This is a genomic window from Nostoc sp. CALU 1950 (genome assembly GCF_051172895.1).
Taxonomy (GTDB): Bacteria; Cyanobacteriota; Cyanobacteriia; order Cyanobacteriales; family Nostocaceae; genus Nostoc; species Nostoc edaphicum_A.
In genome coordinates, this window is record NZ_JBDNJQ010000005.1 from 106,269 (window position 1) to 120,708 (window position 14,440).

The window sequence follows — 14,440 nt, forward strand, 5'->3', positions numbered from 1 at the left end:
AACCCCGATAAAACGGGCTTTTCAGTCTCAATATGTTTTCAAAAATCAAATCGGAGTCCTATAGTCGGGCCAGTTACAAAAAAGTAGATTTCGCATGAGTAGCAAAATATCCAAGGTCGGTATTATTGGTGCGGGTAATGTGGGTGCAGACGTAGCAAATGCTTTAGTGCTACTCGGTAAATGTGTAACAGTCGTCCTTTTTGACCGAACTTTATCAAAAGCTGAGGGGCAAGCATGGGATATTGAAGACACCATTCCCCTACTTCAAGACATGGAGATTATACCATCAAATCAGTATGAAGATTTAGCGGATTCTGATGTGATTGTCGTGACTGTTGGGGTGCAGCAAAAAGAAGGACAAAGCCGATTAGATATATTGAGCGATAATGCAGAGATCGTGCGTTCAACAATAAAAGAATTGGATCGAGTTGCACCCAATTCAATCATACTTATTGTTAGCAATCCAGTGGATGTACTAACACGGATTGCGATCGCCAGTTCCACTAGAGCAGAAAATCTAATTTTCGGTTCAGGAACCGTTCTTGATACTGCTAGACTGAGATATCAACTTGGTAAGCGATTGAACGTTAGTAAACAAGACGTTCGTGTTTATGTGATTGGAGAGCATGGAGACAGTGAATTTGTCGTTTGGTCTAGTGCATTTATTGGGGGAATTTTGTTAGCTGAATTTCCCATACCACAAGGAGCAACGCTGGAAGAAATTCAGCAAGAGTACGCAGAGTTAACCCGTAAGCGAGGTTATAACATTTCTGAACGTAAAGGAAATACTAGCTATGGCATATCAATAGTAATTTGTCAGTTAGTTGATGCCATCCTGCGAGATGAAAAGCAGATATTTCCAGTATCGGTGAGAGCAGGTTCTAACTATGGAGTTGGTAGTGAAGTTGTTCTTGGACTTCCATGTATCATTAGCTCCCAAGGTATTGAGCGCCAACTGGTGTTACCAAGAAATGCTCATGAACAACGCTTATTAGAAGAGTCAGCCACCAAACTGAATGAAGCCTACAATTCTTTGGATAATTAAAATCAACTCAAATAGTCTGTTTAAAAACGTCCTTTTTTGAATGTTAAACTAATGCTTTCAGTAAAGCTTGAAGTTTCAACTGCACCTCTGCAAACTCTTTGTCAGGATCAGAGCCAGCCACGATACCAGCACCAGCATACAATCTCGCGCGATCGCCATCAATTAATGCTGAACGAATTCCCACAATAAACTCACAGTTACCCTGAGAATCTATCCAACCCAAAGGCGCAGCATACAAACCCCTTTCAAAGCTTTCGTAACGACGAATTTCGGCACAAGCTACATCTTGTGCTGCACCCGCAACGGCTGGTGTAGGATGCAATTGTCCGACAATCTTTAATGGGTGTATGTCAGCAGGAACTGTAGCACTTATTGGTGTCCATAAATGCTGGATATTAGATAATTGTCGCAAGCGGGGTGCTAATATTTGCGGTAATAAACCTAGCTGGCATAGGCGTTGTGTAATGAAATCAAGCACTAGTGAATGTTCATGCTTTTCTTTTTCACTATTTAGTAAGCGATTGGCATTAGCTGCATCTTCAGCAGGGGTTTTACCTCGTGGTGCAGAACCAGCTAAAGCATCCGTAATTAACTGTTGATTATTAATACTAATTAATCTTTCTGGACTTGCACCAATAAAATTTTGTCCTTTGCCATTACTTGTAGAAAAAATATAACAATTAGGATGATTTTGTCTAAGATTATTTAATGATTTAACTAGGTCAAAGTGGTTGCTTGATTTTACATCTAATATATCTGCTAGGACAATCTTACTTAAATGGCTAGACCGAATTTTTTCCAAAACAGATACTACTGAACGTTTAAATTGGGCAGAGTTTGTGAGAGATTTTTTATATAAGTTTTTAGGGAAATAATCAATATTAGCAGAGTAATATTCTAAAGATTGAATAAATTCAATTTTATTTTGCACATTCTCCAACAATCTTTCTATATTTACATTTGGATTGATAATTATATTTGTTACTAATATGCAACGCTGATTTTTTACGGCTACTTGCCAACGTGGAAGAAAAATGGTAGCAGATGGAAATGGATAATCTACTTGGGCGTTTTTATCAAAAAAGCTGAAATAACAAAAAAAGTGAGGCCCAGAAAAAGGTTGGTTTGCGTTACCAAAATTAATTATATTTTTTAGACAAGATTTGATAAAATACTCAGCTTGTGTAAAACGATCTGCACCATCAATCTGTAATTTTGCTACAGAATCAATTGCTGCGATCGCTTCTCCTTTTGCTTTGTCTTCAAAGTAAAAATTTATTTCATTTGCTTGTGTAAGTTGATCCAATACAAGTAAAGGATCAACTAAATCGATCTCTTGGGAGATGCTGACAATTTGCTTGTCATTATTTTGGAGGCACTTTTCTTGGACTGATAACAGAAATTGATATAAATCTTTGCGCTTTACAAACAAGTTACTACGACATGGTGAAACTGTCATGGATCTAACGATAGTAAATTTTTTTTAAGTTAACTTCCTAAAGTGTAATTAATCGTGGTCGTATTTTTACAGGTAACATATTAAGTTGCCATTTCACCAGCGTAGGATTTGCTTTGTTCATGGTGTTCCTAGACCATGATAAGACAGTTTCAGCCTAAGACTGCAATGTGAGAGTGAGTGTTAACAACACAAGGTTAACAAGCCATCATAAAAGTGACAGTTATTTGTATATCGCCCATATCTAGCGTCTCTTTAAATCATAAAATCTAAAGTGTGAGTAATATTCCGGCAATTTAATTAATCACGACTGATGACTACCAAGCAAATTTTATATCCCAACACTAAGTTATGGATGGCAGCGATTAAACCGCCAATGTATAGCGTTGCCATTATGCCCATTTGGGTAGGAACAGCAGTAGCATTTGCCGAAACTAAAATTTTCAATGGTGTAGTATTTTCTACTTTTGTAGCTGCGGCAATCTTAATTCTTGCCTGGGAAAATATCACTAATGATGTGTTTGATTCCGAAACAGGTATTGATCAAAATAAGCACCATTCTCTGGTGAACTTAACAGGCAATAAGCCATTAATATTTTGGATAGGAAATTTATGTTTAGGTTTGGGATTGCTGGGCATACTAGCGATCGCCTTTTGGCAACATGACCTAACCGTTATTGGCATCATTCTACTATGCTGCGGTCTGGGCTATATGTACCAAGGGCCTCCCTTTCGCTTAGGATATCAGGGTTTAGGCGAGATTCTTTGCTTTTTTGCCTTTGGCCCCTTAGCAGTGGAAGCAGCTTACTACAGCCAGACTCAAACTTGGTCAATGACAAGTTTAGCAGCCTCAGTGATTGTCGGGATTGCCACAACCTTAATTTTATTTTGCTCACACTTTCACCAAGTTAAAGATGACATAGCCGCAGGGAAGCGATCGCCTATCGTCCGTCTAGGAACAGCAAAAGGTGCCCAACTCCTAGTTTGGTTCACTGGTAGTATTTATCCCCTCACCTTGCTATTCGTACTATTGGGAATTTCTCCAGTTTGGACGTTACTGAGTTGGGTAAGTCTACCCTTCGCTGTCAAATTATGTCGCCACGTTCAAGAAAATCACAACCAGCCGGACAAAGTTAGTAACTGTAAATTCATCGCCGTAGCCGTGCATTTTTGGGCTTGCTTGCTGTTCGGACTGGGATTTATGCTTTAGCAATTATTAATTGATGCGTTATCAATTTAAATTTCGTCCATATCAGCGAAAGTTTTTGCGATCGCTTACCACCAATCATGGTAAATGGGATATTCGTGAAGGTATTATCCTCCGTCTCACCGATGAATCAGGTAAAGTCGGCTGGGGAGAAATTGCCCCCATCAGTTGGTTTGGTTCCGAAACCTTAGAACAAGCCTTAGATTTTTGTCGCCAACTCCCACGAGAAATTACAGACGAGATAATTTTCTCCATCCCAGATGAGTTACCTGCTTGTCAATTTGGCTTTGAGTCAGCGCAAGGGTGGGGGAGTGGGGAGTGGGGAGTGGGGAGTGGGGGAGATAATTTTATAACTCCTAAATCCTCACTCTTCTTGTACAGCGCCTTGCTAGTAGCAGGGGAAGCGGCTTTAAATCAATGGGAAACGTTGTGGCAGCAAGGATATCGCACATTTAAGTGGAAAATTGGTGTGTATGCGATCGCTGATGAACTAGAAATTTTTGAGTTATTGATACACACCTTACCAGCCTCTACCAAACTGCGATTAGATGCTAACGGTGGACTCAGCTATGAAGAAGCTAACTTATGGCTGCGGACTTGCGACAATCTCAAGGCAAATGCAGAACTACCCCTAGAAATTGAATTTATCGAACAACCGCTACCCGTTGAGAAATTTCAGCAGATGTTGGAATTGAGTACAAGTTATGAAACTGCGATCGCTTTAGATGAATCTGTCGCCACACTTGGGCAACTTGCTGCTTGTCATCAACAAGGTTGGCGAGGGATTTTTGTGATCAAGCCTGGGATAGTCGGATCGCCATCTCGTCTGAGAAAGTTTTGCTACCAGCATCAAATTGATACTGTATTCTCATCAGTATTTGAAACTGCGATCGCTAGACTTGCAGCACTCAAGCTAGCAGCCGAATTATCCCAAAACAACAGAGCAATTGGTTTTGGCATCGACCATTTTTTTGAACAAGAAGAAACGTGGTTTCAAACTTTATGGAACGACCTTTAGACTGTCTTAATAACCTAACTCAGAATGATTGGCTTATCGGTTACAACAGCCATGAATTTAATCAAATAGCTCAAGAATTATATTTAGAATTAACACAATTATCAGCTCGTGGAACACCACCAAAAATCATATTAGCTGAACGTGAACCATTACGATTTTTAGCAAGTTTTATTGCTGCTTGTGCAGCTAATTGTCCAGTTTTTCTTTGTAATCCCGACTGGGGAACACAAGAATGGCAACAAGTCTTTGATTTAGTACAACCAGATATTATTTTGGGAATGGGGCATGGGGCATGGGGCATAGGGAATGGGAATAATAATATCCAATGCCTAATTCCCAATAGCATCATGATTGCCACAGGTGGTTCATCAGGACAAATTAAATTTGCCATCCACACCTGGGAAACTCTCATTTCGTCGGTACAAGGGTTTACAGAATATTTTCAAATCAAACAAGTCAATTCGTTTTGTGTATTGCCGCTATATCACGTTAGCGGTTTAATGCAATTTATGCGCTCATTCGCTACCGCAGGTAAACTAGCTATTCAACCATTTAAAGCTGTAGAATCTAGTCAAATCTTAAATATTAAACAATCAGACTTTTTCATATCTTTAGTACCAACGCAGTTACAACGTCTTCTGCAAAATCCAGAATTAACTGAATGGCTATCCCAATTTAATACTGTACTTTTGGGAGGTGCGCCAGCATGGAACGAACTACTAGAAAAAGCCAGATTTCACCACATCCGGTTAGCACCTACCTATGGTATGACAGAAACCGCCTCTCAAATTGCTACCCTCAAACCGGATGATTTTCTGAGTGGTAAAATTAGCAGTGGTCAAATTCTTCCCCATGCGAAAGTAACTATTCGCAATCAGCAAGGCGAAATTTTAAATTCCAATCAAATCGGAAATATCACCATTCATGCTCAATCTTTAGCTCTTGGTTACTATCCGATAACCAGAGAAGATCAAACTGATTTCCAAGTAGATGATTTAGGCTTTTTAGACGCTCAAGGTCATTTAAATATAGTCGGACGTAACAGCGACAAAATTATTACAGGTGGAGAAAATATCTACCCAGCAGAGATTGAATCAGTTATCTTATCAACTCAAATGGTTGCCGATATTTGTGTCATCGGCATCCCAGATAAACATTGGGGACAAGCCTTAACAGCGATTTACATTCCCAAACAACCAAATACCTCTGCCTTAAAAATCCAAATCTTACTTAAAAACAAACTCAGCAAATTTAAAATCCCTAAATATTGGATTCCCCAGCAAAACTTACCCCGCAACTCCCAAGGTAAAATTAACCGCCAACAGTTACAGCAAATAGCCACAGAATTCCTCCAAAATCCCATCACATAATTTCTCTCGACTTTCTTCTCTCTGCGCCCTCAGCGTCTCTGCGGTTCGTTTCCAACCATTCGACTATCTCTTCAGATAATTCCTGCTTACTTCTACTACTTGCATCAATACAAACATGCCTAGTAATAGCCTTAGCAACTAACACTTCAGCCACTGTAATCTCGTAAGCAATTTCAAACTTATCAACACCTATTTTTTGCGGAATTAAACTAATCAGCAACTTGTCCCCAACAAACATAGGGCGCAAAAAATCAACACTAGCATGAACAATGGGAAACCCCACAGACGGATTAGTAAAAAAATCTTTGAGATTAATACTTGATGCTTCTAAAGATTCTTCATAAGCTTCATGGCAAATACCCAAAACATTAGCAAAATAAACTACCCCAGCAGCATCAGTATCTTGAAAGCGAACCGTGCGGTTATAAGTAAAAGGCATTTTTGACAATTGAATATTAAAAAAACAGCAGGTTTATCCCCTGCTTTACAAACTAATTTTATTGCAACTAAGATAAGTCAGTGATAAAAATTTAATTTCCCCAATTCTGAGTTTGTATCGATTTGTTTAGCCTCATTCAATGCTTTGGGGTTGAATATATGGTGAGGAAAGGCGATCGCTTCTACATTGACTCCAACGGCGGAACCTCAAAGTCATTAAACGAGCAAACATTGTAAGAAGAAGCCGCTAAAGCCTTTACCAGCTTACCGTCGAGAGTCAGCAAAGTAACACCTATCTGCTGTGAAAGTGCAACATAAGAGCCATCATAGGCGGAGATTCCATAATTTAATGCGATCGCAACTGCATCCGCCATCAAGTCAGCTGTGGAGACGACACGCAAAGGGAAGCTTTTGAGAGTTGCTAAATCTGCTGGCACATCAGCAACAGAATAAAGTCTGGCGCGGACATACTTCCAAATGATGTTGCCGCACTCAATGTAAAACAGGTCTGGGACAAAGATCGCAGTTTGAGGATTGGCAAGATGAGCAAACAGTTGATTCACTTTCGGAGTTAGTGGATCGTCTGGTATAAATTGCTTAATAGCTACACTTGCGTCTACAACACACTTGAGAGGGATAGTCATCTGTCTCGGTCTTCTCGGATTAACGCAGTACTATCAGGCCATTCCACATCAGTCTGGCGACTCTCACGACGAAGGCGGATTTCTTCTAAGAGTTTTGGGACATTTTTTCGTCTTTCGTCTTCTATTTGCTGTGCTTCAGTTTTTAAAGCTTGTTCTAACAGAGTTATAACTTGGGCGTTAATAGAACGGTGTTCAGATGCCGCTAACTCTTGCAGTTTTGCATACAAATCATCGGGTAAATTTCTTACATAAAGGGTAGCCATCGCTTTACCTCAAAGTAGAATTTATCAAAATGATAGCATAATGCAAGCAAGGGGAGAGAGGAGCGATCGCTTTTGAAACAAATATCAAAACTAAATACTTAAATTAGACGCTATCTTAGTATGCTCTGAGTGTTAATATCACTTCCACTTAGTAAAATTGACCTCCTCAAAAAAATTCTATGAGCATTAACGCTTTTGTGGATTATGGCTTCCCTTCTGGCAGAGATTTTTGCGTACAATTTTTGTCTAGTTCGGAGTTTAAGGCTACAACCCTCAGAGAAATTGCTCCGTCAGCTACGAGTAAAGAAAAGAAAGAAAAAATAGCTTTACACATAGCTGATTCTCTTGAAAAGGGTGAACTTACTACAGACAAAGTTCTACTAGCGTATGTCAAGCAGCCAAGGATGTGGTTGAGCATCAAGCAAGGACAGAGTGCCCATATACCTAGTTTAAAGTCGCCCGCTTTGCTATTAAGAGAATTTGGTGAAGAGGGCTGGTATGGCCCTATTCAAGAGACTATGGGATTAAAGAAATGGTATATTCGCACCTATAAGATTCCTGATTACATCCGTAGGAGGACTGGTGAAACTAGTCAATTTGAGGAATGCAATATTCGGTGGTCTGTCATTGCTGAGGTTGGTCATAATTATGTTGCTTTATCATGGGAAGGCTTCTCATTTACTCCACGCAGTGATGAACACACAGATAAATCAACGCAGTTTCCTTTCTGGTTGTATATTCCGGCATTCTTCGATCAATTAGCTGATTATCTGCAAGGTCAATGGGTTCACCCCAATCTTCCTCGTTTAGTTCTGCATGAAATGTGGAACAAATATCTCAACAAATCTATCAATGATTTTCACTATAAATGGCAACACTTGCGGATAAGAGCAGAATCTGCCGGGGTGGCTTTGAATGCTCATAGTTCTGGAGTACACGAAATTGATGCGAGTGGGTTACAGGCACTCTCTCGACAATTAGCTGAATCTGCACTAGAGACACTTGGCTTTACAGATGATATAGAGAAAATCAGTAATGTTGAAAATGCCCTTTTGCGTACTCTGCTCAAAGAATGGGGCACTAAATCTTATGAATTCAGTCTAGACAGAGAAGTCAATTTGAGGGAAGCTGACACTGAAGGTTCAAAAACCAAAGCCCAATTAGAAAAGCTTTTCAAAGCACATTGTTACTTTGGACTCAAACCCGGTTCTAAAACCCAAGATTCTCTTCAGCACCTAAAGTGCCATTCAGGATACTATGGAGGGAGTACGGGTGTACTAAAGTTTCTTCTAAGGGAACTTGGACTTCGAGGCTAAGGCAATGGTCAGCGTGATTTGTAAAGGACGTTTAGATTTCCTATCTGGTGAGCAAAGGGCTGAACTGAGTAGGCACTTTCAGAAACCATCAAAAACGGCTATGCCACACCAGCTTGCCGTTAGATTGGGATTGGAATACTTTGAAGCGCTTGCAGTCATAGCTGTTCTCGAAGCTGAAGGACTCTGTGAAAATCAGCTTCTCATTTATCATAACTGTGAGCCAGATGTGCCAGCAGGGGCAATTCCCTATGGTCAAGGCTTTCCCAATTTGCCTTGGGTTTGTCCATTTTGCGAAAAGAGTGTTGAAGACTACAACGAATTGTCCTTTGATATTATGGCAAAGTCTATGCATTCAATCGAATTTCTTTAATTAAGGTATGCCCAGTCAAGAAGAGTTAGTTCAATCAGCTCTCGATACTCTGGCACTTCTTAACAGAGACGACCCAGCATCAGATAAGTTAGCATCTTTTTTGTACACCGTAAAAGACTCAAGACTTTCAAAATATTTAGAACAACTCAAAGACTTTACACAACTGAAAAATCCTACACTTCCACAAAGTAAACAGGCTGGTGAGTTGCTTGAGCAAATTGTCTGTCTTGTCTTTCGTGGACTTCAAGGAGCCACAAGCTTCAAGAGCTTTCAGTCAGCAGGGCCTCAATACGACTTTTTAGTTAGTGGAGATCAAACAGCTTGGTTATATGTTTGTAATCAACTCTATCTTAAAGAGAATCAAAGAGGCATAGTTATTGAAGCAAAGGCAACCAAAGAGCGCTTGCCTGACAAACAGTTTGCGCGACTATGCAGCATCTTAGACTTAAATCTCTCAAGCACAGTCGGACTGGGAATATTTTTTACACTGAACGGAGCAGCAGGCTTTCCTCAATCAGGTGATACTAGACAGAGGGCAATCAGTGACTGTAGATTACGTCAAGTAATTTTTCATGCTAAGACCCAAAAAAGAATAGTTGTCTTAGACAAAAATGACATTTTTGAGTTAGGTAAAAACGGTTCTCTAATTCAGATACTTGTTAGAAAAATCCGAGATTTAGACGAACTGAGCGGTCTTCCAACTACATCAGTTGAGCAAACCCAGGAAATAGATTTACCTGATCACTTAAAGCACTTATATGAGGATGTGATGTGAAATTTTGTATCAACTTCCTGCTGAACTAATAAGCAATAGCTATTAACCAATATCTAATTCCCAAACTATTCAACGGAGAGGGGGAGATTCGAACTCCCGGAGGTTTTAGCCTCATCCGATTTCAAGTCGGACGCAATCGACCACTCTGCCACCTCTCCAGTAAATCTGTCAAACTTGTGCTGATCCTAGTTTTAGACGCTATTCAGGCGCTTTTGTTGGTTCGCACTAAACTTGACAGATCATACTATACCCTATTATCTACGCAGATTGCACTACTGGATGCGAATGTCTACGACACAATGCGCGATCGCTCATACAAAATTTCCTCCTCTGCCACCTGGAAGTCATTCCCCACCCAAACTAGGGAAACTTGCGAAACCACACCCGCCTCTAGGGTGACAATGGAAAAGTTACGCAACTTCTCGCTGTCATTTTCCACAATCCTGGGGACACTAGCCGCATTTAAGTAAATTGTCCCCTCTGGACTTCTAAAGATGGGTTTGCGCTGCACCTTCTTGGTATGGCGTAAATCTCGGTGCATGTGACCAAATGTCACCAGAGGAATGGTTTTACCAGCAGTCAAGGCATGAGAAATCGCCTCGCCAAAGTCTGGATCGCCAAAGTCGCCGCCAATTGGGTGCCAGTCTTTGCCGCAGGGGTCTTCGGGGCGATCGCCTAATCCACTAGGCCCGTTGTGACCCAAAAATATAATCGTCTCGTAAGCGGCGCTTTTGATCGCTTTCACAATGCGATCGGCAGATTCTTCCAAACTCGTCACACCGTAACGTTCTTGACAGATTTCCGCGAATTTCCACTCTGGGCCACCCCAAGTAAAGGGACGACCCCCCACTACAGTTAAATTCCAAGCGGGAAAATCCAACTTACCGTAACCGACATGGGACGGGCCTAATAAATCGAGTTGTTCCTGTACCCAGTCTTCCTTAGAGCGGTCATAAGGAGCCTTTTTGCGTCCCCATTCGGTGGCGGTATACCAAGCATCGTGGTTGCCCATTACGGCTGCTTTGGGAATATCGAGAGATGCGATCGCTCTGACCACTTCCACCGACTCGTTGCCAAAATCCCCGACAAACAACGCTAAGTCAACACCCAGATGCTTGAGTGCAATACCATCTTCCACTTCCCATTGGTCGTGAACATCTCCAATTACAGCAATTTTGAGGGTTATCGATTGAGTTTTCTGACTGGTCATGCCACTTTCCTTGCCGTCTATCTCCAGGATATGAAACTCAGCCGGATTTGGACACAACCCCAAAATATCAACCGTCCACTATTTTTGGTAAAAACTACTATAATTGATTCCACAGGACATAAATTTGCAATTTAAAGCACCCCTAAACTGTGTTTACTACTGCACTAGCTCAACGAGAAAAAACCCAACCGGGTGAACTACCACTAGATTTATTTGCCGCCATTGAGAGTCTCAAAAAAGAACTCAACGCAGTTATCCTGGCGCATTATTATCAAGAGCCAGATATTCAGGATATTGCCGACTTTATTGGGGATTCATTACAATTAGCAAGAGCCGCCGAAAAAACCAATGCGGATGTGATTGTCTTTGCTGGTGTTCACTTCATGGCAGAAACAGCAAAGATACTTAATCCCGATAAATTAGTACTTTTACCAGATTTGGATGCTGGTTGTTCTTTAGCAGATAGTTGTCCACCAGACGAATTCGCAGCTTTTAAAGCAGCGCATCCAGATCATTTGGTGGTGTCTTACATCAACTGCTCTGCTGATATCAAGGCGATGAGCGATATTATTTGTACTAGCTCCAACGCTGTGAAAATTGTGCAGCAGATACCGAAAGAACAGCCGATTATTTTTGCCCCAGATCGGAATTTGGGGCGGTATGTCATGGAACAGACTGGACGAGATTTGGTGCTATGGCAAGGTAGCTGTGTTGTCCATGAAACCTTTTCGGAAAAGAAAATTGTCCAGTTAAAAATTGCCCATCCCGAAGCAGAGGCGATCGCACACCCAGAATGTGAAAGTAGTGTATTGCGCCACGCCAGTTTTATTGGCTCCACAGCCGCTTTACTCAAGTATTGTCAAAGCAGCCCCACCAAAGAATTTATCGTTGCTACGGAGCCGGGAATAATTCATCAAATGCAAAAATTAGCTCCTGACAAGCATTTTATTCCTGCACCGCCGATAAATAACTGTGCTTGTAACGAATGTCCCTTTATGCGGTTAAACACCCTAGAAAAGCTCTACTGGGCAATGAAAAATCGTACTCCCGAAATTACCATGTCAGAGGATATTCGGCTTGCCGCACTGCGACCAATGCAACGAATGCTGGAAATGAGCGTGTAACTAGTATTTTGTATCGAAATGGTAGAGACGCAATTTTGTTGCGATCTCTACCCACAAGTTATTTTTCCTAACCACTTGCTATTTATAAAAGGTGGTGCTAAGATTTTAAATCGTGAGACAAATCGGGTCGGTGTCCGAGTGGTTAATGGAGACGGACTGTAAATCCGTTGGCTTGCGCCTACGCTGGTTCAAATCCAGCCCGGCCCACCACTTACGAAGTTATAAGTTATAATGTCTGGGTAAGCATCAAAACTCCCAGCATTTAACTTCTAGCTGAAAAATCGAAATCATAATTTCGCCCGTGTGGCTCAGTGGTAGAGCACACCCTTGGTAAGGGTGAGGTCACGAGTTCAATCCTCGTCACGGGCTTTTTAGATTAACAGTTACCAGTCCTAAAACACTCTAGCTTGTCCTAAATATGTCTTAAGTATAGGACAGTCAAGGGATGGTTAGCTACGTATGTCACAAAGCGGGTAACTTTCCGGGGGATTTTAGTAGAGTCAAAAGCCCCGTTATGGGCTATTGGTCATTGGTCATTGGTCATTGGTTATTGGGTTCTCCGCCATCATCTCCGCCATCATCGCGGAAATGGGTGAAATCTCCGCCATCATTCCGCCATTGGCTTAAATCAGTCTCAGGTAGCCCCCTTTCTGCCTCCAGAGACTTCATATTTACATTGACTTCAATATGAGTATCGGGTGGATTATTGACCACTAAGAACTTAGCTATATTCATGGCCGCCTCGGTCATTTCTATAAGTGTTCTTGCAGTCCTTAAGTCCCCAGTATCCTTAAAACTGTTATTAAGCTCATTAGCATTACTGAGTAACATATCCCGCGCCGATCGCATCAACTGAGCCTCTGAATCACTGGGGGTATAAAAAGAGTCTTGAGATGTGTTTAGGGTTGCTTTGGGGGCTGTCCTTTCCTTGTAGTTGTTCAGTTGCCTGGGAGTAACCTTAAACCCTTGTTTTACCAGCCATCGGGATATAGAGGGGGCAGATATCCCCTTAGATATCTGGTCATCTACAGTAGCCCTGATATCCTCTGGTAGCCCCTTAACCATACAGGGCTTATTATTTGCCATTGCGACCCTCTTTTATCCTCTGGTTTACCTCTTTTCGCAGAGTCTTAATCGCCAATAACAACTCAGAGGGATCTACCATATCTGCCAGTTTTATCTCAACCACTGGAGTAGTCCGAGATTTCTTTAACATCTCGATACCCTCTCGGATTAGATCAGCCACACTCTGACCGCTATTTTGACTTTCCTGTTCTAACCACAGGAGAGTAGATTCCTTCATCCGAGTTGTATACTGTTTATCCTGAATCTTCTGTTTCATATCCGCATCCCAAACGCACTGCTTACAGATATTTAGTCAATCTGGGAATATCAGTATAATCTGCACTTTTAGAATATACCTATCAGGTTTACTTATATTCCATAGCCTATGACATTAAACCACCTACTGACTAAGCATCTGAGGCGATCGCTGAGACATTGGGGGTAATATTGGTCAGCCGGGGATGCCAAACAGAGGCAAATAGGGTTAACCCTTGGGCATCCTGGGGGCATCCAGACGCACACAGTAGGATAAATATTTCCCAGTTAAAAGCCCCCTGGAGTATTCCGGGGGCTTTGTTGTATTTACTGGATTTCAAGGGAGTTTGTTATGCTTATTTGGCTGTTCCGATAGGCGCTACATGGTCTGGAAAAGGTTTAATAAAGTTTCTCTAGGGTCTAGATTGTCTGCTGTGTCTATTAAATATTCCTGGTCATCCTTCATGACTAGATTGAAGTATACTGCCTCCATGTAGTCTTCATCTGTAGAGTCCGCGTCAGCAACTTCGATGAAGTCTACATCTTCGGTGTTTAACTCAACTGATAGCCCGTCTGTAGTGGTGATATTGATTATTGTTGACATATTGGGTTGGGTTAGCCTGGGTAGGCTGACCTTATGTTTAATGGCAACACTTTAGCACTTAGTTTTTAGTCTGTGCCTGGGGTCGCTTCAGTATTGGCTTTCTGGTTCCCTGCGATCGCTTCCTAAGTACCGCTATTAGTCTTTGTCTTTGTTCAGGGGTCAATAGCTTGTAAAAAGCCCTTTGTTCGGGGGCAAGGTTTTTGAAAATATTCAGGGGTTTCAGGGTAGTCTGTTGACTTTGTGAGTTTTTCAGTGATATTTTTCATACAATAACTATGTC

18 protein-coding genes and 3 tRNA genes are annotated in these 14,440 nt (G+C 41.4%); 11 read left to right on the forward strand and 10 right to left on the reverse strand.

The annotated features are described in order from the left end of the window. The first annotated feature begins 94 nt into the window (after nt 1–94). Entirely contained in the window at nt 95–1,045 is a 951-nt protein-coding gene (locus ABF638_RS02980; protein WP_435020124.1) for a malate dehydrogenase, read from the forward strand. A 43-nt stretch (nt 1,046–1,088) separates the two neighbouring features. Here the strand turns inward: ABF638_RS02980 and ABF638_RS02985 are convergent, their stop codons facing one another. Beyond that, nucleotides 1,089–2,504 (reverse strand): isochorismate synthase, encoded by a 1,416-nt coding sequence (locus ABF638_RS02985; RefSeq protein ID WP_435020126.1) that lies wholly within the window; start codon nt 2,502–2,504, stop codon nt 1,089–1,091. 310 nt (nt 2,505–2,814) lie between these two features. Here ABF638_RS02985 and menA point away from each other — a divergent pair, with 310 nt between their 5' ends. The 3 genes from menA to ABF638_RS03000 are packed head-to-tail and all read left to right on the forward strand — an operon-like array spanning nt 2,815 to nt 6,096. Then, nucleotides 2,815–3,711, forward strand: a complete 897-nt coding sequence (gene menA / locus ABF638_RS02990) for a 2-carboxy-1,4-naphthoquinone phytyltransferase (protein WP_435020128.1) — start codon at nt 2,815–2,817, stop codon at nt 3,709–3,711. A gap of 13 nt (nt 3,712–3,724) precedes the next feature. Then, on the forward strand, nt 3,725–4,726 hold the full coding sequence (locus ABF638_RS02995; RefSeq protein ID WP_435020130.1) for an o-succinylbenzoate synthase: 1,002 nt from the start codon (nt 3,725–3,727) through the stop codon (nt 4,724–4,726). Then, complete coding sequence (locus ABF638_RS03000) at nt 4,711–6,096, forward strand: 2-succinylbenzoate--CoA ligase (RefSeq protein WP_435020132.1); 1,386 nt, start codon at nt 4,711–4,713, stop codon at nt 6,094–6,096. The genes ABF638_RS02995 and ABF638_RS03000 overlap by 16 nt, the downstream gene beginning before the upstream one ends. Here ABF638_RS03000 and ABF638_RS03005 read toward each other — a convergent pair. From ABF638_RS03005 to ABF638_RS03015, 3 genes are all read right to left on the reverse strand, one after another. After that, a complete protein-coding gene (locus ABF638_RS03005; RefSeq protein WP_435020134.1) occupies nt 6,089–6,535 on the reverse strand; it encodes an acyl-CoA thioesterase in 447 nt (148 codons plus the stop codon). The two genes, ABF638_RS03000 and ABF638_RS03005, sit on opposite strands and share 8 nt — an antisense overlap. Before the next feature lie 181 nt (nt 6,536–6,716). Further along, entirely contained in the window at nt 6,717–7,178 is a 462-nt protein-coding gene (locus tag ABF638_RS03010) for a type II toxin-antitoxin system VapC family toxin (protein ID WP_435020136.1), read from the reverse strand. Next, nucleotides 7,175–7,441, reverse strand: coding sequence for a FitA-like ribbon-helix-helix domain-containing protein (locus ABF638_RS03015; protein ID WP_435020138.1), 267 nt, complete (start codon nt 7,439–7,441; stop codon nt 7,175–7,177). Before ABF638_RS03015 ends, ABF638_RS03010 begins: the two co-directional genes overlap by 4 nt. Nucleotides 7,442–7,620: 179 nt before the next feature. On the opposite strand from ABF638_RS03015, the gene ABF638_RS03020 reads away from it, so the two are divergent. From ABF638_RS03020 to ABF638_RS03030, 3 genes are read left to right on the forward strand one after another with little or no spacing between them, the layout of a single operon-like run. Continuing rightward, nucleotides 7,621–8,757, forward strand: a complete 1,137-nt coding sequence (locus tag ABF638_RS03020) for a hypothetical protein (protein ID WP_435020140.1) — start codon at nt 7,621–7,623, stop codon at nt 8,755–8,757. A gap of 4 nt (nt 8,758–8,761) precedes the next feature. Continuing rightward, nucleotides 8,762–9,127, forward strand: a complete 366-nt coding sequence (locus ABF638_RS03025) for a hypothetical protein (protein WP_435020142.1) — start codon at nt 8,762–8,764, stop codon at nt 9,125–9,127. Between the two features lie 7 nt (nt 9,128–9,134). Then, nucleotides 9,135–9,902 carry a hypothetical protein gene (locus ABF638_RS03030; RefSeq protein WP_435020144.1) on the forward strand — a complete coding sequence of 256 codons (768 nt, stop codon included), beginning with the start codon at nt 9,135–9,137 and terminating at the stop codon, nt 9,900–9,902. Between the two features lie 73 nt (nt 9,903–9,975). Here ABF638_RS03030 and ABF638_RS03035 read toward each other — a convergent pair. After that, a tRNA-Ser gene (locus ABF638_RS03035) sits at nt 9,976–10,060 on the reverse strand. A 131-nt stretch (nt 10,061–10,191) separates the two neighbouring features. Then, nucleotides 10,192–11,112, reverse strand: coding sequence for a TIGR04168 family protein (locus tag ABF638_RS03040; protein WP_435020146.1), 921 nt, complete (start codon nt 11,110–11,112; stop codon nt 10,192–10,194). Here ABF638_RS03040 and ABF638_RS03045 point away from each other — a divergent pair. The 4 genes from ABF638_RS03045 to ABF638_RS03060 all read left to right on the forward strand — a co-directional run bounded on the left by ABF638_RS03045 (nt 11,092) and on the right by ABF638_RS03060 (nt 12,605). Beyond that, entirely contained in the window at nt 11,092–11,247 is a 156-nt protein-coding gene (locus ABF638_RS03045) for a hypothetical protein (RefSeq protein ID WP_181927937.1), read from the forward strand. The genes ABF638_RS03040 and ABF638_RS03045 overlap by 21 nt on opposite strands. Before the next feature lie 14 nt (nt 11,248–11,261). Beyond that, complete coding sequence (gene nadA / locus ABF638_RS03050; protein WP_435020148.1) at nt 11,262–12,236, forward strand: quinolinate synthase NadA; 975 nt, start codon at nt 11,262–11,264, stop codon at nt 12,234–12,236. A gap of 124 nt (nt 12,237–12,360) precedes the next feature. Then, a tRNA-Tyr gene (locus ABF638_RS03055) sits at nt 12,361–12,446 on the forward strand. Nucleotides 12,447–12,533: 87 nt separating this feature from the next. Continuing rightward, nucleotides 12,534–12,605 (forward strand) — tRNA-Thr (locus ABF638_RS03060). A gap of 171 nt (nt 12,606–12,776) precedes the next feature. Here ABF638_RS03060 and ABF638_RS03065 read toward each other — a convergent pair. From ABF638_RS03065 to ABF638_RS03080, 4 genes are all read right to left on the reverse strand, one after another. Further along, nucleotides 12,777–13,322, reverse strand: coding sequence for a hypothetical protein (locus ABF638_RS03065; protein ID WP_435020150.1), 546 nt, complete (start codon nt 13,320–13,322; stop codon nt 12,777–12,779). Beyond that, the gene (locus ABF638_RS03070) at nt 13,312–13,578 is read right to left on the reverse strand and encodes a hypothetical protein (RefSeq protein ID WP_435020152.1); all 267 of its coding nucleotides are present in this window, start codon (nt 13,576–13,578) and stop codon (nt 13,312–13,314) included. The genes ABF638_RS03065 and ABF638_RS03070 overlap by 11 nt, the downstream gene beginning before the upstream one ends. Nucleotides 13,579–13,708: 130 nt before the next feature. Further along, nucleotides 13,709–13,897: a hypothetical protein gene (locus tag ABF638_RS03075; RefSeq protein WP_435020154.1), complete on the reverse strand. Its 189-nt coding sequence runs from the start codon at nt 13,895–13,897 to the stop codon at nt 13,709–13,711. Nucleotides 13,898–13,935: 38 nt separating this feature from the next. Then, complete coding sequence (locus tag ABF638_RS03080) at nt 13,936–14,160, reverse strand: hypothetical protein (RefSeq protein ID WP_435020156.1); 225 nt, start codon at nt 14,158–14,160, stop codon at nt 13,936–13,938. Nucleotides 14,161–14,440 lie beyond the last annotated feature (280 nt).